Below are 22,143 nucleotides of genomic sequence, written 5' to 3' on the forward strand. Positions count from 1 at the left end.
CTCCTCAATGCCGTATCCGCGGATCGAGCAGCGCATAGGCAAGGTCGATCAGCAGGTTCATGAGGAAGATTGCCAGCGCCGTGACAAGGATGGCGGCGAGCACGACGTTGAAGTCACGTTGCAGGATGGAATCGATCATCAGCTTGCCGACGCCCGGAAAGCCGAAAATGGTCTCGACGATGACCGCACCGTTCAACAGGCTGGCCGCCTGGTCGCCGATCACGGTGATGACCGGCAGCATGGCATTGCGCAGGGCGTGCACGAAGATGATCGGGCCGGATTTGACGCCCTTGGCCCGTGCCGTCTTCACATAGGCCGAGGAGAGCGCGCCGATCATGGAGCCGCGCACCACCTGCACGATAATGCCGAACGGCCGAATGAAAAGCACCGAGATCGGCAGTATCCAGTGGAGGAGGGAGCCTGTGCCCGAGGTCGGCAGCCAAGCGAGGTTTACGGAAAAGATGACGATCGCGACGATGGCGACCCAGAAATCGGGGACCGACGCACCGATCAACGAGATGACGGACGAAAGGCGGTCGAAGAAGCCGCCTGCGCGGAAGGCGGCAAGCGAACCTACGACGATGGCGGCGCCTGCGACGAGCGCCATCGTGATCACGGCGAGCCAGAGGGTCCAGACGAAGGCTTCGAGCACCACGTCGAGCGCCGGGCGAGCCTTGCGCAGCGACTCGCCGAAATCGCCCGTCAGCACGTCGCCGACATAGCGCGCGAACTGCACCAATAGAGGGTCGTTCAGGCCGTGCAGTTCTCGGAACTGCTCCTTCATCTCCGCGGAGGCTTCGACCGGAAGGAACAGGGCCGCCGGATCGCCCGTCAACCGCGAGAGAAAGAAGACCATTACGATCAGCCCGATGAGCGAGATCAGACTGGCCACAGCGCGCTTTCGAACGAATTTCAGCATGGCGCCCTCAAGGAATCCGGCGGCGAGATCATCCCGCCGCCTCGATTGATGTTGTGGCTGACAACCATATGGTTTGCCAGTGCGCGTTTACTTGATCTTGATCTCCGAAAGCTGGAGCGTCGAGTTGGTCGCCATGGTCGGCTTGAAGTCCAGGCGCTCGGAAACACGCGAGAAGCCGACCATGTGGAACAGGAGAACGTCCGCGACGACGTCGTTGTGAAGATAGGCGATCAGTTCCGACCAGAGCTTGGCGCGTTCGTCGCCGACCACCGCCGAGGCGCGCTTGATCAGGTCGTCGACCTTCGGGTCGGCGAAGCCGGACTGGGTGCCGTCGGAGGCGTATTTGAAGAACATCGAGAAGGAGGGGTCGCCTTTCGAGTTGTCATGCATGGCTGCAACGATCTGCGGGCCGCGACCTTCCTTGAAGGGTTTGGAGTAGTACTGTTCGTGCTCGGCAACCTCGACGAACTTGAGGTCGACCTTGAAGCCGACGTCCTGCAACTGCGCCTGGATGGCTTCCATGATCTCGGTGACATTCGGGAAATTCGCCGAACGAGCGATGATGGTAATCGGGGTTTCAACCTTGACGCCATCCGCCTTGGCTTCCTCGAGCAGCTTCTTCGCGCCCTCCGGATCGAAGGGGAAGACCTTCACATCCGGGTTCCAGCCGAGCGTCGGCGGTGGAACGATGGCCGTCGCGAGCAGCGCGCCTTCCGGAACCAGCGTGCCAATGAAGGCCTGGCGGTCGATGGCAAGGTTCAGTGCGCGGCGAACGCGGACGTCGTTCAGCGGCTCGATATTGTGGTCAATGCGCAGATAGACGGTTTCGCTGTCGAGGTAGGAGAAATCCGTCGCCGGATTGGTGGCGTCGAGCTGCGAGATCGACGGGGACAGATCTGCTTCGCCGGTCTGCACCATCGCGGCACGCACCGACGGGTCGGCACGGAACAGATAGGTGGCTTCCGTTACGTCGGGCTTAGCGCCCCAATAGTCGTCACGAAGCGTCAGCACGATCTGCTGACCCGGCGTCCAGTTGGTCAGCTTATAGGGACCGGTGCCGACCGGCTCGCGCACGAATTCGAGCGGCGTTTCTTCGGGGACGATGGTGACCAGGGACATCAGGAGCGGCAGGATCGGCTGCGCCGGGTCGGCCTTGAAATCGATCGTGTGGTCATCGACGACGGTGGGCGTCACGGTCATGCCGCCGAAGTACCGGCGCGATTCACAGGCGTTCTTGTCGCTCATGATACGGTCGAAGCTATGCTTGACGTCTTTCGCGTCGAAGGCAGTGCCGTCGGAGAACTTGACGCCCTGACGCAGGTGGAAGCGCCAGCTGCCGTCGGCGTTCTGCTCCCACTTTTCGGCAAGGCGCGGCATCAGGCCCTTGTCGCCGCGAAGGTCGAGCTCCGTCAGCGTCTCGCTGACGTTCTGCATGATGATGCGGCCGATATTCGAGCGCGTCGCCATGCAAGGCTCAAGCAGGTCCGCCTCCTCGGGGAGCACGATCTTAATCGGGCCGGACCCCGCGAAGGCGGGGGAAAGGGCAGAGCCCAGCATGAGGGCACCCAAGACAAGCATTTTCTTCACGGCATTTCCTCCCTACGTGAATATCGTTCAGCCAGATGTTGCAGCGCCTGCCACAAAGATGAGGGCCGTTCGTGCCTTCTGAGGGCTGCAGGCTTGCGGCATGAAAATCTCCTCCCGGCCTCGCCGGCTACACAGACCATCTTCCTTTCCCGCAAGTTTGTCAATTTGTTTTATCATGTAAAAAATCATGCATCGCTGACAGAGAAAAAATGGCAACATTGTCAACGAGTTGCGACTTTAGAAGAATGGGTATCGGATAAGAAGTGACATTCTTAAACTTGACAACTCCGCAAATTTCACGATTGTCGACGACATGCAGGAGGAGCCGATGGACCCCGAGGAAATAGCCCGCAACATGAATGGCCTGCTTCAATCAGCGTCGCCCGGCCGCGACGAGGCACTGCTGCCGTCGCCGATGATTCAGAACCATGCGGCGTTTTTGCATCTGCTTTCCGATGGCGCCCTCGTCTGCGCCTGGTTTGGCGGGACGCTCGAGGGCAAATCGGATATCTCGATCTTTGCTTGCGTCCTGCCGAAGGGAGCGTCGCAATGGGGACCACCGCAGCGGCTGAGCTTCGACCCTGCCCATTCCGAGCAGAATCCAGTGCTCTTCACGGCCCCGGACGGCAGGCTTTGGCTGTTCCACACCTCGCAGCCCTCCGGCAATCAGGATGAGTGCCGGATCCGCATGGCCGAGATCCGTTGCGATGCATCCGATCCGCTGACGCTCACGGCTGCGGAAGGCCGCTATCTCGACCTGCCGCGCGGCTGCTTCGTCCGCGCACCGCTGGTCGTACGCGACGACGGGGCGTGGCTATTGCCGATCTTCCGCTGCGTCCAGCGGCCCGGCCAGAAGTGGAACGGCAGCCACGACACGGCCGCCGTCGGCGTCTCGCTCGACCGGGGGGCTACATGGCGGCTCGAGGACCTTGGCCAGTCCATCGGTTGCGTGCACATGTCTCCCGTTCCACTTGGCGAAGGGCGCCTTGCCGCCTTCTTCCGGCGGCGCCAGGCGGACTGGGTCTACCGGTCCGAGAGCCTGGACGGCGGCCGCTCCTGGTCCGTGCCACGGCCGACCGATGTGCCGAACAACAATTCCTCAATCGCCGCGATGCGCCTTGGCGACGGCCGGGTCGCGATGATCTGCAATCCCGTGAGCGCGGCGCAATCGGCCGAGCGCCGCACTTCGCTTTACGACGAGCTCGGCGAGGACGACAGCCGCCCCGATGCGGATCCGACCGGCGGCTGCGTGCCGATCTGGGGCGTGCCGCGCGCGCCGGTCGCGCTCTGCCTGTCGGAGGACGGCGGCAAAACCTTCACCAGTCGCCTGCCGATCGAGGACGGACCCGGCACCTGCCTTTCCAACGACTCGACCGATGGACGCAACAAGGAAATGTCCTATCCCTGGCTGCTCGAGGGACCGGACGGCACCATGCACCTCGCCTACACCTATCACCGGCGGGCTATCAAATACGTCCGCCTCGCCCCTGGCTGGGACAGCGCCGACGCACGGAGAGTTCCATGAGCGATATCATCGGCATAACCATGGGGGATCCGTGCGGCGTCGGCCCCGAGATCTCGCTTCGCGCGCTCGTCGGCATGTCGCCGGAGGAGCGGGAGACGATTCGCATCTACGGCAACCTCCCGACGCTCGAGGCGGCGCGTTCGGTGCTTGATCTCGACATCGATCCTGCGCCTTATGTCGTGGACTTGCCCGTCGAAGGCGCGCCGCTACCGTGGGGACAGCTGAGCCCCGTCGCCGGCGACGCCGCCTTCCGTTTCATCGAGAAAGCGGTTCGGGACGCGGAAGCCGGCGTCATCGGCTGCATTGTCACCGCGCCGATCAACAAGGAGGCGCTGAACCTTGCCGGCCATCACTATGACGGCCACACCGGGATGCTGCGCAGCCTCACCGGATCCACGGCGGCCTATATGCTTCTCGCCTCCGAGCGGCTCAAGGTCATTCACGTTTCGACCCATGTCTCGCTGCAGGAGGCGATCCGCCGCTCGACGACCGAGCGGGTGCTTGCCACGATCCGCGCGGGCGACCAGCACCTGAAGCGCATCGGCTATGCGGCGCCAAGGATTGCGGTTGCCGGACTCAATCCGCATTGCGGCGAAAACGGCCTCTTCGGCACCGAGGACGACGACCAGATCGCGCCGGCGGTGAAAGCGGCGCGGGCCGAGGGTATCGATGCCTACGGTCCGATCTCCGCCGACACGGTGTTCTATCGCGCCTATTCGGGCGCCTTCGACCTCGTCGTCGCGCAGTATCACGATCAGGGCCATATCCCGATCAAGCTCGTCGCCTTCGATACCGCCGTGAACGTTTCGGTGGGCCTGCCGATCGACCGTACCTCCGTCGACCATGGCACGGCATTCGACATTGCCGGGAAGGGAATTGCCAATCACGGCAACATGAACTCCGCCATCGCCTATGCCCGCCAGCTCGTGGCCGGCGGGGCCAAGCGAGGATGACCGCCTCCATGACCATCACTCCCATCACCCTTCATCAGCCCCGCCGCCTTGCTGTCGGTGCCGGCACGATCGGAGAGGTCGGCCCCTGGGCTGCCGACGCCGCGTCGGTCCTTGTCATCGCAACACCGATCACCGCCGGTTTCGCCGACCGCTTGGAGGTCACCGGCCGGATCACCGTCTTCGACGCGATTGCCGGCGAGCCTGACATTGCGACGCTTGATGCAGCCCTCGACGCCGCGCGGCAGAGCAGGCCGGACCTTATCGTCGGTCTTGGCGGCGGCTCGGTTCTCGACGTCGCAAAGCTCGTCGCCGTGCTCTGGGATTCTGAACAGACGCTTGCAGATGTCGCCGGGCCAAACCGGGTTTCCGGCCGTCGAACGCCTCTTGCGCAGGTGGCCACCACGGCTGGTACCGGTTCGGAGGCGGGCATTCGCTCGCTGATTACCGATCCCGGCAAGGGCAGCAAGATTGCGGTCGAGAGCCCGCATATGATCGCCGACTTCGCCGTGCTCGATCCCGAACTGACCTATTCGGTGCCGCCGGCGGTAACGGCAGCCACCGGCGTCGACGCCATGGCGCACTGCGTCGAAGCCTTCACCAATCGCCGCGCGCATCCGATGATCGACGGTTTCGCCCGCATGGGCTTTCGGCTCGTCGGCAAGTATCTCGCGCGCGCCGTCAAAGATGGCGCCGACACCAAGGCGCGCGAGGGGCTGATGCTCGCCTCCTATTATGGCGGCATCTGCCTTGGGCCGGTGAATACGGCGGCAGGACATGCCATTGCCTATCCGCTCGGCACGCGTCTGCGTCTACCGCATGGTCTGGCGAACGCCGTCATCTTTCCGCACGTCCTCGCCTTCAACCAGCCGGTTGCGGCCGACAAGACGGCGGAGGTCGCGGAAGCTCTGGGACTGGGAGAGAGCCTTTCCGCCGCCGCGCTGCTTGGCGCCGCCTGCGATTTCTGCCGCAGCCTCGGCATCGAAATGTCGCTCGCCGCCCACGGCGCAAAGGCCGACGATCTGCCGCTCTATGCCGATGAGGCGCATGCGAACCGACGCCTGATGGCCAACAATCCGATCGATATGAGCGTGGAGGACGTGCTCGGCGTCTACAAGGCAGCCTTCTAACGGCGGAGAATCGGAACCGATTTTCGGAAAGCACGACGCGTAGACTTGCTGCATTCTTTGTGCGCCCTGTCCTCGTTGGTTGCGGTAGGCCAAGGCTCTCCTCCACCCCTCATTCCTGTGCTTGTCACAGGAATCCAGCCAGCCCAAGTCCTTGGGCTGAAAAGAGTCTTTCGCGCCGCAGACGCGTCGCTGCTGGATCCCTGTGACAAGCACAGGGATGAGGCGGAAAAAGCATCCGCCAAACCCAAGTGGCTACTGTGTAACGTGGCGTCCTGAAGAACGCACGGCGCTGTGGGCGTCCCGCGCGGCACGGCATAACATCCCGGCTCGGCGGGGGTTCTGACATTTGAAAGTCTATTTCGCCTGGAACAGGCGTTCGCGCGACCCGGTCAGGTGATCGTGCATCAGCTGGCGCGCCTTTGCCCCGTCCCGCGCGGCAATGGCTTCGGCAATCGCCTCGTGTTCGGCAAAGACCCGCGTCAGACCGGTCGTCTCGCGCTTGATCGAGGCGCCGTGGAACCGCATGCCGACGGCAATGTGGTCCTTGAGCGCTTCCATGGCGGTGAAGAAGTAGCTGTTCTGCGACGCGCGTGCGATCGCGAGGTGAAACTGGAAGTCCGCATCCTCGCGATGGGACTGGCGGTTTGTTGCATCGCGCATCAGCTCCAGCGCCTGACGAATGGCCGAAAGCGTGGCGGCATCGTGACGCTCTGCCGCCGCGGCCGCGGCTGCTGGCTCGAGGGTCAGGCGGAACTCATAACAGTTCAGAAGGTCGGCGACATTCTCCAGTTGTCCGAAGCCGAGCGGCTCGCGCATGCCGACGGCGCGGACGAAACTGCCAGCGCCGCGACGCGAATAGATGAAACCCTGCTCCCGCAGCCGCCGCAGGGCCTCGCGAACGACCGGCCGGGAGACCTCGAACTCGATCGCCAGATCGTGCTCGGTCGGCAGACGCTCATCCGGCTGATAAGCGCCGGACTTGATCGCGCGGTGCATGCGCTCGAACACGAGGTCACCGAGGCTCTTGCGTGCTGTTCCGTTCTCCAATCCCATCTGTCATCCCATCTTGCGCAGGGCTCTGTCCGCGATCGCCCTTAGCGTATTCGGCTCCCCGAATCCGCCGGATTTTGCGATGATGCAATGTCCGTGGGCGTGGGCCAAGCCCAGACCCGGCAGGCATTCGCCAAGCAGGCGGAAACGCGTGATCCCCATCGTCTTCAGCACCGCCTCCGCCGTGGCGCCACCGGAAAGAAGCAGCGTCGATGCCTTTTGGGTCAAGCCCGGGCAGACGCTTTCGGCAAGCGCCTGCGAAACCGTTTCGGAGGTCACCACCTCTTCTCCCGGCACGGCCTGCACGAGAGTGAGCATGCTGCCATCGAAGCTCGTGTCGGTCAGTCGCCCATTGGGCGCCCCCAGCCAGCGCGGATCAAAGGCGCTGCGAAGCACGTCGATCTGGGCAAGCGTGATTGGGTCGCGCGACCCGATGACGAAGAGGGCCGGACCGCCGGGTATTTCGGCGGGCTGCGCCAAGGCTCCCCCGCTCAGACGTTCGGCCAGCGCTTCAGCGAGGCCACGGGCGCCGACCAGAAGATCGACGCCGGCCCTTTCCGCCGCTTCGAGCGCCGTGCGCATCTCGTCCTGGGTGGACGTATCCGGGATCGTGGCGTGCATCGCATGTCGGCCGAGCTTCTCAGCAATGGAAATCGGCGTGTCCACCCCGAACCCTTGCACGTGGCCGGCTTGCACCACCCGCCCGAAGCCGGGAATCGCCGGCGCCACCAATGCGGCGTGAAACGGCGTGACGTCGAGTTCGGCCGCGATGTGGCCTTTCAGCCGCGAGTCGACCTTCTTGAAAAGGCGCGTCCCGGGCGGCAAGGCGGCGACGGCCCTCGTCGTCAAGCTCTTGGCCGCCGCGGCGGCAAGATCACGCGAGCCGAGATTGACGGAAAGCACCTCCGGTCTCTCACCGAGGGCAATCTCAATCGCCTCGGCCGTCAACGCCACTTCCACATGCATGCCTCTCGCCGCGAATGGCGCAGCGGTATCCAACGCACCCGTCAGATCATCGGCGACAATGGCCAGCATCGAGAAGTCCTATGATTAGTTGTTATCTTTATAGCCTAATTTACCTTTGAAATGTCAACGATATTTCTAAATACTTTTACAAATCTACCCTTCGTTGTCGGCGGTCTGATTATCAGATCGCGCCAGGTGCGGGGATTGCCCCTGACCCTGACCCTCCGCCGCTGCAGCGAAGCTGCTGCGGAGGACGGGCAGGCGGATGAGGGGCCGTTCGGCATGGAAAAGAGAGCGGGAATACCAGTTTCGCGGAAAGGCGCACCCGCCCGGCCACAGGCGAACGTCGCATTCGGGTCGACATGTTCCCAGGACACTTCCTCATTGCCGTGCTTGGCACAGGAATCCAGGCCGCTGGCGAGTGTCTCCAGCGAGGGCCGATCAGGCTTCGGCCAGCGATCGCGTCAGATCGCCATAGCCGGTGTAGCGATATTCATATTCCAGCCCCAGCGTGTCGGCGGCGCGGCGCGCCTTTTCCTGCAGCGCCTCGTCTTCCACCTGCGAGAGATAGACGAGTTTCCGGTAGTGGCCGAAATACATGTCGCGCAGCTCCGGGTGCCGGTCGAGGCCGAGCGGTTCGATGACGAAGGCCTCGAACTGCCGGGCGAGGAAATCGGTCAGGAAGAAGGCTGTGACGTCGTCGTCCCAGCGCTCGGCGAAGGCTTCATTGCCGGCGAAGAAGGAATAGCAATGCGGACCGGGAATGCGGCTCACGCCTTCCTCCTCACAGAGCCGGTCGATAAGGCCGCCGGTGCCGCAGTCGGCATAGGCAATGAAGATGCGTTCGAAGCCCTCGGTGCGGGCCCGGGCAATCGCCTCACGCAGGCCCGGCACGATCTTTTCCGGGGTATTGTGCCAGATCGCGGGCAGACAGCTGAGTGCGATGTGGTCCAGTCCGTTGGTTTCGCAAATCGCCAGGATTTCGCGCGCGATCGCCCCGCAGCCGATGACTTGAACCTTGCCCGGCGTTCCACGTTCTCTTGCTTCCGGCAGATTTTCCATCTCTATTCGGCCTCGCAATAACATGAAGGATTCGCGCCTATGAAAGCAAAAACTCTCGCGACGGTCGGCATCGTCCTGATGGTTCTCGCAACCTTGACTTCCTGCGGCAACACCATCCGCGGCGTAGGGCAGGATACCGCAAATGTCGGGCGCAAAATCGCCCGGGCGACCAACTGACCGATTCCTGCATTCGCCCGAAACGTGAAGAGCCGGCTGCCGGGTTCATCCGCAGCCGGCTCTTTTCTCTAAGATAAGGTCGCCTCAGCCGGCGGCAAGCTGGTTGTGCTTGCGCTTGACGTAGTCCTTCGCGGTCTCGACGGCGACGGCGGCATCGCGGCAATAGGCGTCGGCGCCGACGGCCTTGCCGAACTCCTCGTTGAGCGGCGCGCCGCCGACGAGCACGATGTAATCGTCGCGCAGACCCTTCTCCTTCATCGTGTCGATCACGACCTTCATATAGGGCATGGTCGTGGTGAGCAGCGCCGACATGCCGAGGATGTCCGGCTGTTCGCGCTCGAGCGCCTCGATATAGTTCTCGACCGGGTTGTTGATGCCGAGGTCGACGACGTCGAAGCCGGCGCCCTCCATCATCATGCCGACGAGGTTCTTGCCGATGTCGTGAATGTCGCCCTTGACGGTGCCGATCACCATCTTGCCGAGCTTCGGCGCGCCGGTTTCGGCGAGCAGCGGCCGCAGGATCGTCATGCCGGCCTTCATCGCATTGGCCGAGAGCAGCACTTCCGGCACGAAGAGAATGCCGTCGCGGAAGTCGATGCCGACGATGCGCATGCCTTCGACGAGCGCCTGGGTCAGGATGTCATACGGCGTCCAGCCGCGTTCGAGGAGGATGCGCGTGCCATCCTCGATTTCCTCCTTGAGACCGTCATAAAGGTCGTCATGCATCTGCTGCACGAGTTCCTCGTCGGAAAGGTCCTCGAGAATGATTTCATCATCTGCCATAGTAGGGTTCCTCGGTTCCTGGCACGGTCATTTCGCGCGGGTGAGCACGATGGGCACAATCCGGGCGCTGCTCAATCCTTAGCGGGCCGCGCCTGAAAATCTCCTTTCGAAAGCGACGTCGCATATGATGAAAAACGACGAAGATCTTTCGGCGGCCGCCTTCGGACAGTCCTACCGCATTATCGCGGCGCCGGGTACCGGGAAGCCGGTAAAATTATGCAACAGTTCAAGGCGTTATACCCGATGGAACGCGACCGGTCGCATCGAAGCCAGGGCGATTTGTCGTTCGGGCAGCGATGCGGGGCCCGGCTCGGCAGGCGGGCGAGTGTCTGAGTTGCGCCAGCCTTTGGCGCATTGAGACCCGTACCGGTCCGGCGGCTTGCTAGCATTAGGCCAATTCGATGCCGGCGCATGGTTCCGACCACTGGATTCGATCAGCGGAAAGGATTATGCGCCCAACCAGTCAGAGTGTTGCCGCGTCCGTCTTCGAGCAGAAGGCGCGGCGGAGAGGAAGCGAGCGAATGAGCGACGTGACAGAACAAGGCGCGGTCGAGGGCGGCGGACGCCGCGCGCGTGGCGAGGGCAGGGGAGCGGCAGCACGCCGTGCATCGCGCACCGGCGGCGGTCCGGGGCCGTCTCTGCCCTATATCCAGCGTAAGATTCGCGAATATGAAGTGCTCGACGAAGAAGGTCTGCAACTCATCGAACGCAATGCCGACAAGATTCTCGAAGAGATCGGCATCGAGTTTCGCGACGACGCCGAAGCGCTCGAGCTCTGGAAGGCCGCGGGCGCCGACGTGCGCGGCCAACGGGTGCATTTCCCGAAGGGTCTTTGCCGCGAGCTCCTGAAGACAGCTCCGAAGGAGTTCACCTGGCATGCGCGCAATCCCGAGCGCAATGCCCAGATCGGCGGCAAGGCGACGGTCTTCGCACCGGTTTATGGCCCGCCCTTCGTGCGCGACCTCGAAGGCAACCGCCGTTACGCGACGATCGAGGATTTCCGCAATTTCGTGAAGCTCGCCTATATGGCGCCGTCCATGCACTCGTCGGGCGGAACCGTCTGCGAGCCGGTCGACGTGCCGGTCAACAAGCGCCATCTCGATATGGTCTACAGCCATATCCGCTATTCCGACAAACCCTTCATGGGCTCGGTCACGGCGCCCGAGCGCGCCGAAGACACGGTGGCGATGGCAAAGATCCTGTTCGGCGACGATTTCGTCGAGAACAACACGGTCACCTTGAACCTCATCAACGCCAACTCGCCGATGGTCTTCGACGAGACGATGCTGGGTGCGGCCAAGGTCTATGCCCGCCACAACCAGGCTTGCGTCGTTTCGCCCTTCATCCTTTCGGGCGCAATGAGCCCGGTGACGGTCGTCGGCACGCTGACGCAGATTCTTGCCGAGGTGCTTGCCGGCGCCTCCTTCACCCAGCTCATCCGCAAGGGTGCGCCGGTGCTCTTCGGCACCTTCGCAGCCTCCATCTCGATGCAATCGGGGGCGCCGACCTTCGGTTCGCCGGAGCCCTCGCTCGTCTCCTATGGCGCAGCGCAGCTTGCCCGCCGTCTCGGGCTGCCGTTCCGTACCGGCGGTTCGCTCTGCGGCTCGAAGGTTCCGGATGCGCAGGCCGCGCATGAATCGGCGAACACGCTGAACATGACGCTGCTCGCCGGCACGAACTTCGTGCTGCATGCGGCCGGCTGGCTCGAGGGTGGCCTCGTCTCGTCCTACGAGAAGTTCATGATCGACCAGGACCAGCTCGGCATGATGCAGAAGATGGCGCAAGGCATCGATCTTTCGGAGAACGCCCAGGCGCTGGACGCGATCCGCGAAGTCGGCCCCGGCAGCCACTATCTCGGCTGCGCCCACACGCAGACGAACTTCCAGACGGCTTTCTACCGTTCGCCGCTCGCCGACAACAATTCCTTCGAGCAGTGGGAAATCGAAGGCCAGAAGCGTATCGAAGAGCGCGCCAATGCGCTGGCCCGCTCCTGGCTCGAGCACTACGAGGCACCCTATCTCGACCCGGCGATCGACGACGCGCTCAAGGAGTATATCGCCAAGCGCAAGGACTCGATGCCGGACGCCTTCACCTGAAAGGCTCCCGAGCGAGCCAGGGAGCAAGGCGGCAGGGCGCAGGTCGCCGACATGATCCAGAAGGAGGTCTGGCGCCCGCATTACGAATTTCAGGGGCCGAAACCGAAATGACGGCGGCCCCCGCTTTGGCGGACCATTTGCTTGAAACGATCCGTGCGGCTCTCGAGCCGCACGGTCTTTTTTTGCGTGGAACGGTGAATTTCGAAGAGGGCGAAACGGCGCCTTGGCTAAACGGCGGCCAACCCGCGGCAAGCGTCGTCCTCATCGGCAATATCGGCGGGTCGCTCTGGGAGCCGTTCACACGCTGGCGCCAATGCGAGCCGGAGTGCGGCGGCGCGGATCCTCTCGACGATTGGTCGAAGCGGGTCATCCTGCCGGTGGCGGCGGCGTCGGGCGCCACGGCCTACTTCCCGTCCGATCCGCCATGGCAGCCCTTCCAGCAATGGGCGATGCGGGCGGAAGGGCTGAGAGCATCGCCGCTCGGCATCCTCATCCATCCGCGCTATGGCCTCTGGCACGGCTATCGCGGCGCGCTCGGCTTCGATCGCGCCATGCCGGCATTGGGCGAGGTGGCGGGCGGTCATGCTTGCGACAGCTGCGACGAGAAGCCATGTCTCCGGGCCTGTCCCGCCGATGCGCTGGTATCCGGCATGTTCGATGTGGGGCCCTGTCGCACCTATCTGAGGCACGAGACCGGGACGGGCGGCTGCCTTGCCGAGGGCTGTCGCTCTCGCGATGCCTGTCCGGTCGGGCGAGATTATCGCTATTCGGCCAAGCAACTGCGTTTCCACATGGCGGCTCTCAGGCTGTAGCTGGGGTTACGTCGGCCCGGGCCGTTACGAGCCGGGGAAAGGCACGCCGCCAAATCCGCCGCAATTCGCGCGATGCTATGCGACACGATCCCACCTGAGTCCGAGCCCCATGCCGCTGTTTCCAAAAGCTTTCCTCGCCGGTGCCGCCATTCTCTCGGCAAGCCTGGCAGCCCCTGCGGCAGCCAACTGCCGTAACGTGAGCCATCTCGGCGAGGACTACATCGCCTGCAGCTTCGATCCGGCATCGAGCGATATCCGCATCTACAACAAGGACGGCTCCGGTGTGCCGTTCAAATCCTTCAAGGCGCTGTCGCAGGAACTCAGGCATCGCGACGAGTATCTCCTTTTCGCGATGAATGGCGGCATGTATCACGAGGACCTGTCGCCGGTCGGCCTGCACATCGAAGGAGACATCGAGCAAACGCCGCTCAATACCAATCCCGGCTGGGGCAATTTCCACATGCTGCCGAACGGCGTCTTCTATGTCGCGGAGAGCAGGGCGGGAGTGATGGCCGCGGAGGCTTACCGCGCCGCCGGCATCCGTCCACGCTTCGCGACGCAGTCCGGACCGATGCTTGTCATCGACGGCGCGCTGCATCCGCGCTTCCTGCCTGACAGCGACAGTTTTAAAACGCGCAACGGCGTCGGCGTGACCGGTTCGGGAGAGGTCGTGTTCGCGGTGTCGAAGCGGCCGGTACGCTTCCATGATTTCGCGACGCTGTTTCGCGACGCGCTCGGTTGCCCCAACGCGCTTTTCCTGGACGGGACGATTTCGAGCCTCTATGCGCCGGAGATCAACCGCCATGACTGGCTGTTCCCACTGGGGCCGATCATTGCGGTCGTTGCGCGGTTTCCGCCATGAAATCCCAGGCAAGATTTTTCTACTTCCGCCCCAAGGAATGGCGCTCGGCGATCGTCTAAGCTTGAAAGTGGACAAAGGCGCGCATGGACTCGGACGCGGAACTCGTTGAGCGGGCGGTGAGGGGCGATCGGGAAGCCTTCGGGCAACTGGTCGAGCGCCACTATGAATTCGTCCATGCGGTCGCCTGGCGCTGGTCGGGCAATGTTTCCGATGCCGAAGACATCGCGCAAGACGTATGCGTCAGGCTGGGCTCGGCGATCCGCGGCTTTCGCGGCACCAGCCGCTTGCGGACCTGGCTCTACACGCTGACGCTGAACGCCGCGCGCGACCACCGCCGGCGCCAGGCGCGCGACGCTCGGAATATGCAGGCATACGCGTCCGATCCCGCCGTGACCGCCATGCCTGCAAACGATGACGAGGATCGGCGCGACGAGCTTTGGGCGGCGGTGCGGGCGCTGCCGGAAAAGCAATGCGATGCCGTGCTGCTCGTCTATGCCGAGGGCCTGAGCCATGCGGCGGCCGCCGACGTGCTCGGTTGCTCCGACGCAACCATCTCCTGGCATGTCCATGAGGCGCGAAAGCGCTTGCGGACGCTGCTCGGCAAGGAGGCTGTGTAATGACCGATGAATTCAACGCGCTGTCCGGACCGATGCCGCCGAAGCCGAAGCACGAGGCGCGGGCACGCGCGTTCGCCGCCGCGATGCAGGCCTATGACGAGGCGGCGAAAAAGTCGGGTGCTGCTGCCCAAGGATGGGCACTCGCCGGTCGTCGAAGCTCCATCATCAACCGGATATGGAGCCCCATCATGAATCGCAAACTGCTTGCCGGATCGGCCTTGGCGACGCTGATCGTCGTGCCGGCCGCCGCCTTCCTGACGCTGGAGATGGTCCGCAACAATCCATCCCAAGAAGCTGAGGTTCAGGTGGCAACCAGGCCGGTGCCAAGCCTGGTCCAAAAACCGGCGTCGCCTGCGACGATCGAGGAGAGGGCGCTCACCGACCAAAGCAAGCGGGAGGCGTCGCCCGTCGGCAAGCCGGCTCCTGCGGCGGCCGAAAACGATGAAGCCGCAAGCCAGGCGGCCGATGCTGCGGCGCCGATGAGCAGCGTCGGCGGAGCGGCCGACCTTGCGCGCGGGCGTCTGGAGATCATGCCGGCGCCCATCGCGCCCGCGGACATCCTCCCACCGCCGATGGAAGACCGCGAGCGCTTCGGCAACGCCGATGCCAGCCCGGTCAAGAGCGTCGCAACCGAACCGGTCTCGACCTTCTCCGTCGATGTCGATACCGCTTCCTACGCTTTCGTGCGCCGCTCGCTGATGGCGGGTGAGATGCCGAACCCCGATGCCGTACGCGTCGAGGAGATGATCAACTATTTCCCCTATGATTGGCCGCGGCCGGCTTCGGCCGCAGAACCTTTCAAGGCGACCGTCACCCTTACGCCGGCTCCGTGGAATGCAGGGACGCGGCTCATGCATGTGGCGATCAAGGGCTATGATGTCGTGCCCAGCGAGGCTCCGAAAGCCAATCTCGTCTTCCTGATAGACGTGTCCGGCTCCATGGACGAGCCGGACAAGCTGCCGCTCTTGAAGAACGCCTTCCGGCTGCTGATCGATCGGCTGAAGCCGGAGGATACGGTCTCGATCGTCACCTATGCCGGCAATGCCGGCACGGTGCTGGAACCCACTGCGGTGAAGGACAAGGCGAAGATACTCTCGGCGATCGACACGCTGCAGCCGGGCGGCTCGACGGCCGGCGCGGCGGGCATCGATGCGGCTTATGTGCTGGCGGAAAAATCTTTCGTAAAGGATGGGGTCAACCGCATCCTGCTGGCGACGGACGGCGACTTCAATGTCGGTCCGGCAAGCGACGAAGAACTGAAGCGGCTGATCGAGGAAAAGCGCAAGAGCGGCATCTTCCTTTCGGCGCTCGGCTTTGGCCGAGGCAACTACAATGACGCGCTGATGCAGACGATCGCACAGAACGGCAACGGCGTTGCAGCCTATATCGACACGCTGGCGGAAGCGCAGAAGGCGCTTGTCGAGGAGGCGGGGTCGTCGCTCTTCCCGATCGCCAAGGATGTGAAGCTGCAGGTCGAGTTCAATCCGGCGGCGATCGCCGAATATCGGCTGATCGGCTACGAGACGCGCGCGCTGAAGCGCGAGGACTTCAACAACGACAAGGTGGATGCGGGCGACATCGGCTCCGGTCACAGCGTGACGGCGATATACGAGCTGACGCCGAAGGGCAGCCCTGCGGTGCTTAACGACGATCTGCGCTATGCGACGGCAGAGAAGAGGCCAGTCGACGCGGGCGCCAGCAGCGGTGAGCTCGCCTTCCTGAAAATCCGCTACAAGAAGCCGGACGGCGACAAAAGCGAGCTGATCGCCACGCCGGTGACAGAAGCCAATGCGGTGCCATCGCTAGCGCAAGCGCCGGCCGATGTCCGCTTCTCCGTTGCAGTCGCCGCTTTCGGCCAGAAGCTCGCCGGAATTTCGGCACTAGCCGATTATTCCTTCACGGCGGTTATCGATCTCGCAGCCGGCGCCAGGGGAGCGGATCCCTTCGGCTACCGCGGCGAGTTCGTCAATCTGGTGCGCTTGGCAAAGACTCTTTCAGGCGGGTGAAGCCGATGTGCCACCCCCTCAAGCACTCGGAAATGCCCGCTGCAAGCCGCCGGATTTCGTCAGTCCCGCCTTGAAGGCCTGGTAGGCCGGGTGCTGGCTTGATCGTGCCGCTTCCATCAGCCGCATCTGCAGGCGGGCCGGTGCCTCGTTGCCCAGCCATTCTCCGAGCTTTTCCAGCTTCAGCGAATTCAAGAATCGCGCCTCCGCGGAGAGATCGAGATGGCGGTAGAGCCCCGCCATCAGGTTTTCGTCCTGCTCGAGGTTCGCCATCAAGAGCTTGATGAACGCCTGGTCGGCTTCGCCAAAACTCGAAAATTTGCTGGCGGTCGTATCCCTGTCCGGAAATGCGGCTGGTCCGCTCATCGCCTCGTCTCCCCCGATTCGAACTCACTCGGGGATAGGCCAGCCGACCGGCATGCGCAAGGCGGCTGGCTGACGCAGATCGCGGCGGCGTCACTTCGGGTTCCTCATTGCTGTGACAAGCACAGGATGAGGGCGTGCCCGCTCCGAATCCAGCGATCGGGCACTCCGGAGCACTGCCGTTCCCGATGATTACGCGCGGCGGCTTCTTCGTTCCCGCGCCGGCGCCGAAGCGCCTTCGTTCGCCGTCTTGTTGCGCAAGGGTCCGATCTTTTCGACGATGGCTTCGAGCGACGGGCGCTCACCTTTCGTGTGGTTGTCGAGCGCAAGCCGCATGGCGGCGAGATGGTTGCAGGTGGTACCGCAGCAGCCGCCGATGATCCTCGCGCCGGCATCGACGGCGAGGCGTGCATATTCCGCCATCAGCGGCGGTGTGCCGGAATAGTGGATCTCGGAACCGCGGAACTCGGGAATGCCGCAATTGCCCTTGACGACGACGGTCGCGTCGGAATCCGCCGCCGTCATGTCGAGCAGCGAGGAGAGGATATCGGAGGCACCGACCCCGCAATTTGCGCCGACGGCGACCGGGCCATCACCGATGTCGCCGGCGACACCATGAATGTCTTTCGGGTGCAGGCCCATCATCGTCTTGCCGGCGGTGTCGAAGGATCCGGTATAGACGAAGGGAAGGCCGACCTTGGTTGCGGCTTCGGCGGCGGCGCGGATTTCATCCGGCGAGGACATGGTCTCGATCCAGGCGACCTCGGCACCGCCGGCCTTCAAACCCTCGATCTGCTCGACGAAGGCGGAGACGGCGGCCTCATAGGTGAGCGCGCCGAGCGGCACGAGAAGCTCGCCGGTCGGCCCGACCGACCCGGCGGTGATGACCTTGCGTGGCGCCTTGTCGGCAACGGCGCGGGCGATCTCGGCGGCGCGCTTGTTGAGCGCATGCACGCGGTCCTCGGCCTGGTGCAGCTTCAGCCGGTGGCGGGTTCCGCCAAAGGAATTGGTGAGGATGATATCGGCGCCGGCGTCGACGAAATCCTGATGCAGCTTGGTGATGTTTTCCGGTCTCGTCTCGTTCCAGAGCTCCGGCGCTTCGCCGGCTTCGAGCCCCATGGCAAAGAGCGACGTGCCCGTGGCGCCGTCGGCAAGGAGAACGCCTTTCTGGGCGAGAAGGTCGGAGAGAGCGTTGGAAGCAACGGACATCGGCTTTTCCCGGCTATATGGATTGCAACAAGATATAAAGATATCTTTATATGATTGCGATCCGCGGCGCAAACGAAATATGCCCAGCGCGTGCGTCAAAAGGGGCTCGATCTACCGTCGCCGCAGGGACCGTAGAACGATCCATTTCAGCGGTCGCAGTCTCTGGTAAATACTGGTCGCTCGCAACCGTGTTCTCGCCCGCTGCCGTGCAAGATAGAGCCGGCCCCGCATCGTCACCGCCTCGCAGCGTTCCGAAAGCGCTATCGTCGTCCGACAGCTTTCCAGCTTCCAGGACTCGTTTCCGATGCCGAGATCCATCCATTCAAAGCCGTTATCGTGTAGCCACTTCAGCGACTTGTAGAACAGGATGCTTCCCGGAGAATGCTTCGACCACTCGCTGCCTTCAAAGGACAGCATGCTGGCATAGTAGCGCTTGTCCGCAACCAAGCCCCAAATCGTCGCGACAACGGTCTCGCCAGCCTTGAGGTAAAAAAGGAGCAGCATCTCCCCGCCGTGGAAAAGCGGCGTTCCGTCATTGAAGAAGGCGTATTTGTCGCTGTCGACATCGAAGCCCGGCACCATCGTCTCCTCGAAGCGGCGCTGCTTCTGGCGGAGCATGACCTCCGTGATTTTGCTCACTTCATCGGGCGTCTGTGCGACGCGGAACTCCATGGGGGCCAGCCGCTCAAGGCCTCGAATCTTCCGAAGCAGCGTCGTGCGGCGCGGCACCTCTTCGTCGATCTCCTGCCAGGGCCGCCGCAGATCCGTCGCATGACAAGAGAGTTCGCTGTTGCGATCGCCAATATAGGCGAGAGGATTGGTCAGTTCCTCGACTTCCGCCGGCATCTTCACAAGGTCGATCATGTCGAACGCGGGCAGCTTCGCGACGATCTGCCGCCACAGATGCTCCGCGACTTCCCGCGACCAGCTTATCCCGGACCTGAAGAGAATGGGCGCGTTGTAGTCGGCGACATCATGATCGACGTACTGGAGAAGGCGTGCGCCACCCCGGTGCAGAATGCGCAAGGCAAGAAACATCACGGGTAGCGAAGCTTCGTCCCGCACCTCGACAAATCGAAAGCTCTGCTGGCCAGAACGCCCGAAGCTGTCCAGCCACGCTTTGAGAAAAGTTACTGTCTGGAAGGGGTGGAAGCGCACGCCTTGAGCCGCGGAGCGGGCGTCACGGGGCCACTCCGGCGAGAGATCCTCCAGCCTTTCATGGATGGCTATCGTGAAATTTGTCGCCACAGCGCTTCCGGTAGGTAGTGAGCATCGACGTCGAAGGTGACAACCTTGGATTAAGATAAGGTTTGTACGGCGCTGAATTGTCGATCGAGGGCGGTTCCGGTTCAGCCGTCTAATCGCGGCAGTTCATCCGCCAACAGCGCGGCGAGATCAGATGGCGCATCCCCGGCTTTCGGGCGCAGGCGCAAACTGAACTCCGCAACCGGCAGCTCCGGCAAATCGAGGTTATCCGGTGCGGCGGCCATGCCGGACCCAAGGAACCGTCCTGTTCGCACCGTCATGGCGATGCCGCTCAGGACGGCGGCCCGGATGCCGGCGAGGCTCGGGCTGGTAGCAGCGATTCGGAACGGGCGTTTGGCATCCTCGAGGGCGGCAATGGCAGCCGATCGAAAGCCGCAGGGCGGATCGAGGACGGCCAAGGGAAGCTCGGTCTCGGCAAAGTTCAAGCCATTTTCCGAGCAGAGCCAGAGCATCGGTTCTCGAAGGACGAGGAGCTCGTCTGCGGCGGGTCCTTGTCTCATCGTCAGCAGAATGTCGATCTGGCCCTGCTCGTAGGCGGCGGTCAGTTCCTTCGTCCGGCCGATCCTAAGATCGAGACGAACCCGCGGATGGGATCGGGCAAAACGCCGCAAAAGCGCGGGAAGGGCGGTGTCGGCGAAATCCTGCGTGCTGCCAAGCGCGATGCGGCCATCTGCGCGAGCCCCTTTGAGGCTGAGCCAGGCGTCCCGGTGGGCCTCGAGAATGCGGCGGGCATGGTCCACGAACTCCTCACCCACGGGCGTCAATGATCGCCCACGCCCCGCCGGCGCGAGAAGCGTTTCGCCGACGAGTGCTTCGAGCCGTTGCATCTGGGCGGTCACGGCGGAGGGAGATCGGTTGACCATTGCCGCTGCACGGGCGAGCGACCCTCCTTCGGCAAAGGCGAGAAAGGTTCGCAGCAGGTCGGGGTCGATCATTCGCATAATTCAATATTATGGAATCGTATCTGCGAAACAATTCAATTTTACTGCAACATCAATGATGGCAGCCTTCCGGTGCTACCAAGCTATCCAGGAAAGGACCTCTCATGCCGATCATAAACGTCACAGTCGCCGCAGAGCCTGATTCCGATCTTTCCGCCAGAATAGCGCGGCTGGTCAGCGAGCTTACCCGGATGCACCTGCGCAAGGACCCTTTCGTCACTGCAGTGACGATCAGCTATGTCGAGCCGCAGCACTGGTTCGCTGGCGGAAGCTCGATCGCAAGCCAGGACACGAGCAGCTTCTGGCTCGATATCAAGGTGGTCGACGGCACCAACACCAAGCAAGAACTGGCCGCCTATATCGAGGCGATCTTCGGCGGCTTCGAGACACTTCTCCAAAAGGTGCACCCGGAGAGCTACGTGCTCGTGCACGAGGTTCCCGCCGCGGCCTACGGCTATGGCGGGAAGACCCAGGAGTTTCGCTTCATCAGCGGCCGGCTCGCCGCATGACCACCAAGGAAGTTGTGAGGGGCGTCGTGCAGGCGCCCCTTCTCATGCGAGTTACGCCGCCTGGCGGTCGCCGCTGTCGCTCGCCGGGCTCACCATGCCCGCGATGATCGTCTGCAGGTCGATGGCGCCGATCGGCCGGCCGGCGGCATCGACCACATGGGCGGTATTGATGTGCGCGCCGGTCATCGTTCGCGCGGCCGCCTCGAGGACAGTGCCGGCGGGAAGCGGCAGGCCCTCGGGGCTGCCGGAAAGCGGGCGCATCAGGGTGTCGACGTGGACGACGCGGCCGCGGTTCACTTCCTTGACAAAGGCGGTGATGTAATCATCCGCCGGCGAAAGCACGATCTCCTGCCCGGTTCCCTGCTGCACGACGCCGCCGTCGCGCAGGATGGCGATCTTGTCGCCGAGCCTCAGCGCTTCATCGAGGTCATGGGTAATGAAGACGACGGTCTTCTTCAATTCTTGCTGCAGGTCCAGGAGTACCGTCTGCATATCGACGCGGATGAGCGGATCGAGCGCCGAATAGGCCTCGTCCATGAGCAGGATCTCGGCATCGTTGGTGAGAGCCCGGGCAAGCCCGACGCGTTGCTGCATGCCGCCGGAGAGCTGGTTGGGGTAGTGTTTCTCGAATCCTTTGAGGCTCACGCGCTCGATCCAGCCAAGTGCGCGCTTTTCGCTCTCGCGTCGATCGACGCCCTGAATCTCCAGCCCGTAGACGGTGTTTTCGAGAACGTTCCGGTGCGGCAGCAGGGCGAACTTCTGGAACACCATCGCCGTCTTGTGGCGGCGGAATTGGCGAAGGTCGTTCTCGTTCATCTTGCAGACGTCGACACCGTCATAGAGCACTTCGCCGGCGGTCGGATCGATCAGCCGGTTGATGTGGCGGATGAGCGTCGATTTGCCGGAGCCCGAAAGCCCCATCACCACCGTGATGCAGCCGCCGGGCATGGAGATGTTGATGTCCTGAAGGCCGAGCACATGGCCGTGTTTCTCGTTGAGCTCGGCTTTGCTCATGCCGTTCTTGACGAGATCTATGTATTCCCGCCCGCGGGGGCCGAAGATCTTGTAAAGGTTCTTGACCTCGATTGCGTGACTAGCCATGAACAACCTCCGTATGCGTCTGCAGCCGTCCGCCGAAGGCCTGGCTGGCACGATCGAAAATGATGGCGATGCCATTTCCGGCAACGCCGTGGAAGGCGCAACAATGCGGATCCTGCGCCGCCATTTCAAAACGCCAGCCGCAGCAATGTGACAGGGCGAGGCGTTATCCGCTGTGCTATTTGCGACACAGCAAAAGCCGCTGCGTCGTTAAGCGA

At 63.1% G+C, this 22,143-nt stretch carries 21 protein-coding genes and 1 pseudogene; 10 read left to right on the top strand and 12 right to left on the bottom strand.

All coding sequences use genetic code 11. The features are described 5' to 3' along the window. Window positions 1-4 precede the first annotated feature (4 nt). Together J2Z31_RS23530 and J2Z31_RS23535 are read right to left on the bottom strand one after the other, a co-directional pair. Window positions 5-919: an ABC transporter permease gene (locus J2Z31_RS23530; protein ID WP_209605225.1), complete on the bottom strand. Its 915-nt coding sequence runs from the start codon at window positions 917-919 to the stop codon at window positions 5-7. An 87-nt stretch (window positions 920-1,006) separates the two neighbouring features. Next, a complete protein-coding gene (locus tag J2Z31_RS23535; protein WP_234939639.1) occupies window positions 1,007-2,497 on the bottom strand; it encodes an ABC transporter substrate-binding protein in 1,491 nt (496 codons plus the stop codon). Window positions 2,498-2,834: 337 nt separating this feature from the next. On the opposite strand from J2Z31_RS23535, the gene J2Z31_RS23540 reads away from it, so the two are divergent. The 3 genes from J2Z31_RS23540 to J2Z31_RS23550 are packed head-to-tail and all read left to right on the top strand — an operon-like array spanning window position 2,835 to window position 6,111. Further along, complete coding sequence (locus J2Z31_RS23540; protein WP_209605229.1) at window positions 2,835-4,031, top strand: sialidase family protein; 1,197 nt, start codon at window positions 2,835-2,837, stop codon at window positions 4,029-4,031. Next, window positions 4,028-4,984, top strand: a complete 957-nt coding sequence (gene pdxA / locus J2Z31_RS23545; RefSeq protein ID WP_209605231.1) for a 4-hydroxythreonine-4-phosphate dehydrogenase PdxA — start codon at window positions 4,028-4,030, stop codon at window positions 4,982-4,984. Before J2Z31_RS23540 ends, pdxA begins: the two co-directional genes overlap by 4 nt. An 8-nt stretch (window positions 4,985-4,992) precedes the next feature. Then, complete coding sequence (locus tag J2Z31_RS23550; RefSeq protein WP_209605233.1) at window positions 4,993-6,111, top strand: iron-containing alcohol dehydrogenase; 1,119 nt, start codon at window positions 4,993-4,995, stop codon at window positions 6,109-6,111. A 354-nt stretch (window positions 6,112-6,465) separates the two neighbouring features. Here the strand turns inward: J2Z31_RS23550 and J2Z31_RS23555 are convergent, their stop codons facing one another. The 3 genes from J2Z31_RS23555 to J2Z31_RS23565 form a co-directional block, all read right to left on the bottom strand. Continuing rightward, on the bottom strand, window positions 6,466-7,164 hold the full coding sequence (locus J2Z31_RS23555) for a FadR/GntR family transcriptional regulator (protein WP_209605235.1): 699 nt from the start codon (window positions 7,162-7,164) through the stop codon (window positions 6,466-6,468). A 3-nt stretch (window positions 7,165-7,167) separates the two neighbouring features. Next, entirely contained in the window at window positions 7,168-8,196 is a 1,029-nt protein-coding gene (locus tag J2Z31_RS23560; protein WP_209605237.1) for a four-carbon acid sugar kinase family protein, read from the bottom strand. Window positions 8,197-8,568: 372 nt separating this feature from the next. Then, window positions 8,569-9,189 (bottom strand): DUF1638 domain-containing protein, encoded by a 621-nt coding sequence (locus J2Z31_RS23565; RefSeq protein ID WP_209605238.1) that lies wholly within the window; start codon window positions 9,187-9,189, stop codon window positions 8,569-8,571. A gap of 39 nt (window positions 9,190-9,228) precedes the next feature. Here J2Z31_RS23565 and J2Z31_RS23570 point away from each other — a divergent pair, with 39 nt between their 5' ends. Then, window positions 9,229-9,366, top strand: coding sequence for an entericidin (locus tag J2Z31_RS23570; RefSeq protein WP_209605240.1), 138 nt, complete (start codon window positions 9,229-9,231; stop codon window positions 9,364-9,366). Between the two features lie 84 nt (window positions 9,367-9,450). On the opposite strand, the gene J2Z31_RS23575 is transcribed toward J2Z31_RS23570, so the two are convergent. Next, complete coding sequence (locus J2Z31_RS23575; protein WP_209605242.1) at window positions 9,451-10,149, bottom strand: corrinoid protein; 699 nt, start codon at window positions 10,147-10,149, stop codon at window positions 9,451-9,453. 521 nt (window positions 10,150-10,670) lie between these two features. Between J2Z31_RS23575 and J2Z31_RS23580 the strand changes: the two genes are divergently transcribed. From J2Z31_RS23580 to J2Z31_RS23600, 5 genes are all read left to right on the top strand, one after another. Then, window positions 10,671-12,245 carry a trimethylamine methyltransferase family protein gene (locus tag J2Z31_RS23580; protein WP_209605243.1) on the top strand — a complete coding sequence of 525 codons (1,575 nt, stop codon included), beginning with the start codon at window positions 10,671-10,673 and terminating at the stop codon, window positions 12,243-12,245. Between the two features lie 107 nt (window positions 12,246-12,352). Further along, the gene (locus J2Z31_RS23585; protein WP_209605244.1) at window positions 12,353-13,057 is read left to right on the top strand and encodes a 4Fe-4S dicluster domain-containing protein; all 705 of its coding nucleotides are present in this window, start codon (window positions 12,353-12,355) and stop codon (window positions 13,055-13,057) included. Between the two features lie 109 nt (window positions 13,058-13,166). Then, entirely contained in the window at window positions 13,167-13,919 is a 753-nt protein-coding gene (locus tag J2Z31_RS23590) for a phosphodiester glycosidase family protein (RefSeq protein ID WP_209605245.1), read from the top strand. Between the two features lie 83 nt (window positions 13,920-14,002). Continuing rightward, window positions 14,003-14,536 (top strand): RNA polymerase sigma factor, encoded by a 534-nt coding sequence (locus tag J2Z31_RS23595; protein WP_209605246.1) that lies wholly within the window; start codon window positions 14,003-14,005, stop codon window positions 14,534-14,536. Further along, window positions 14,536-16,542, top strand: a complete 2,007-nt coding sequence (locus J2Z31_RS23600) for a vWA domain-containing protein (protein ID WP_234939627.1) — start codon at window positions 14,536-14,538, stop codon at window positions 16,540-16,542. Before J2Z31_RS23595 ends, J2Z31_RS23600 begins: the two co-directional genes overlap by 1 nt. An 18-nt stretch (window positions 16,543-16,560) precedes the next feature. Here the strand turns inward: J2Z31_RS23600 and J2Z31_RS23605 are convergent, their stop codons facing one another. From J2Z31_RS23605 to J2Z31_RS23620, 4 genes are all read right to left on the bottom strand, one after another. Next, window positions 16,561-16,905: a hypothetical protein gene (locus tag J2Z31_RS23605; protein ID WP_209605247.1), complete on the bottom strand. Its 345-nt coding sequence runs from the start codon at window positions 16,903-16,905 to the stop codon at window positions 16,561-16,563. Between the two features lie 189 nt (window positions 16,906-17,094). Then, window positions 17,095-18,111, bottom strand: coding sequence for a betaine--homocysteine S-methyltransferase (bmt, locus tag J2Z31_RS23610; protein ID WP_209605248.1), 1,017 nt, complete (start codon window positions 18,109-18,111; stop codon window positions 17,095-17,097). 111 nt (window positions 18,112-18,222) lie between these two features. Then, the gene (locus J2Z31_RS29855; protein WP_209605249.1) at window positions 18,223-19,359 is read right to left on the bottom strand and encodes a GNAT family N-acetyltransferase; all 1,137 of its coding nucleotides are present in this window, start codon (window positions 19,357-19,359) and stop codon (window positions 18,223-18,225) included. A gap of 101 nt (window positions 19,360-19,460) precedes the next feature. Continuing rightward, window positions 19,461-20,318 carry a LysR substrate-binding domain-containing protein gene (locus J2Z31_RS23620; RefSeq protein ID WP_209605250.1) on the bottom strand — a complete coding sequence of 286 codons (858 nt, stop codon included), beginning with the start codon at window positions 20,316-20,318 and terminating at the stop codon, window positions 19,461-19,463. A 104-nt stretch (window positions 20,319-20,422) separates the two neighbouring features. Between J2Z31_RS23620 and J2Z31_RS23625 the strand changes: the two genes are divergently transcribed. After that, window positions 20,423-20,827, top strand: coding sequence for a tautomerase family protein (locus J2Z31_RS23625; protein ID WP_209605251.1), 405 nt, complete (start codon window positions 20,423-20,425; stop codon window positions 20,825-20,827). A 51-nt stretch (window positions 20,828-20,878) separates the two neighbouring features. On the opposite strand, the gene J2Z31_RS23630 is transcribed toward J2Z31_RS23625, so the two are convergent. After that, window positions 20,879-21,928 (bottom strand): quaternary amine ABC transporter ATP-binding protein, encoded by a 1,050-nt coding sequence (locus J2Z31_RS23630; protein WP_209605252.1) that lies wholly within the window; start codon window positions 21,926-21,928, stop codon window positions 20,879-20,881. After that, a pseudogene (locus J2Z31_RS29430) lies at window positions 21,921-22,022 on the bottom strand (proline/glycine betaine ABC transporter permease); the annotation flags it as partial. The pseudogene J2Z31_RS29430 and the gene J2Z31_RS23630, both read right to left, overlap by 8 nt. Window positions 22,023-22,143: the final 121 nt, after the last annotated feature.

This window comes from Sinorhizobium kostiense (assembly GCF_017874595.1).
Classification (GTDB): Bacteria; Pseudomonadota; Alphaproteobacteria; order Rhizobiales; family Rhizobiaceae; genus Sinorhizobium; species Sinorhizobium kostiense.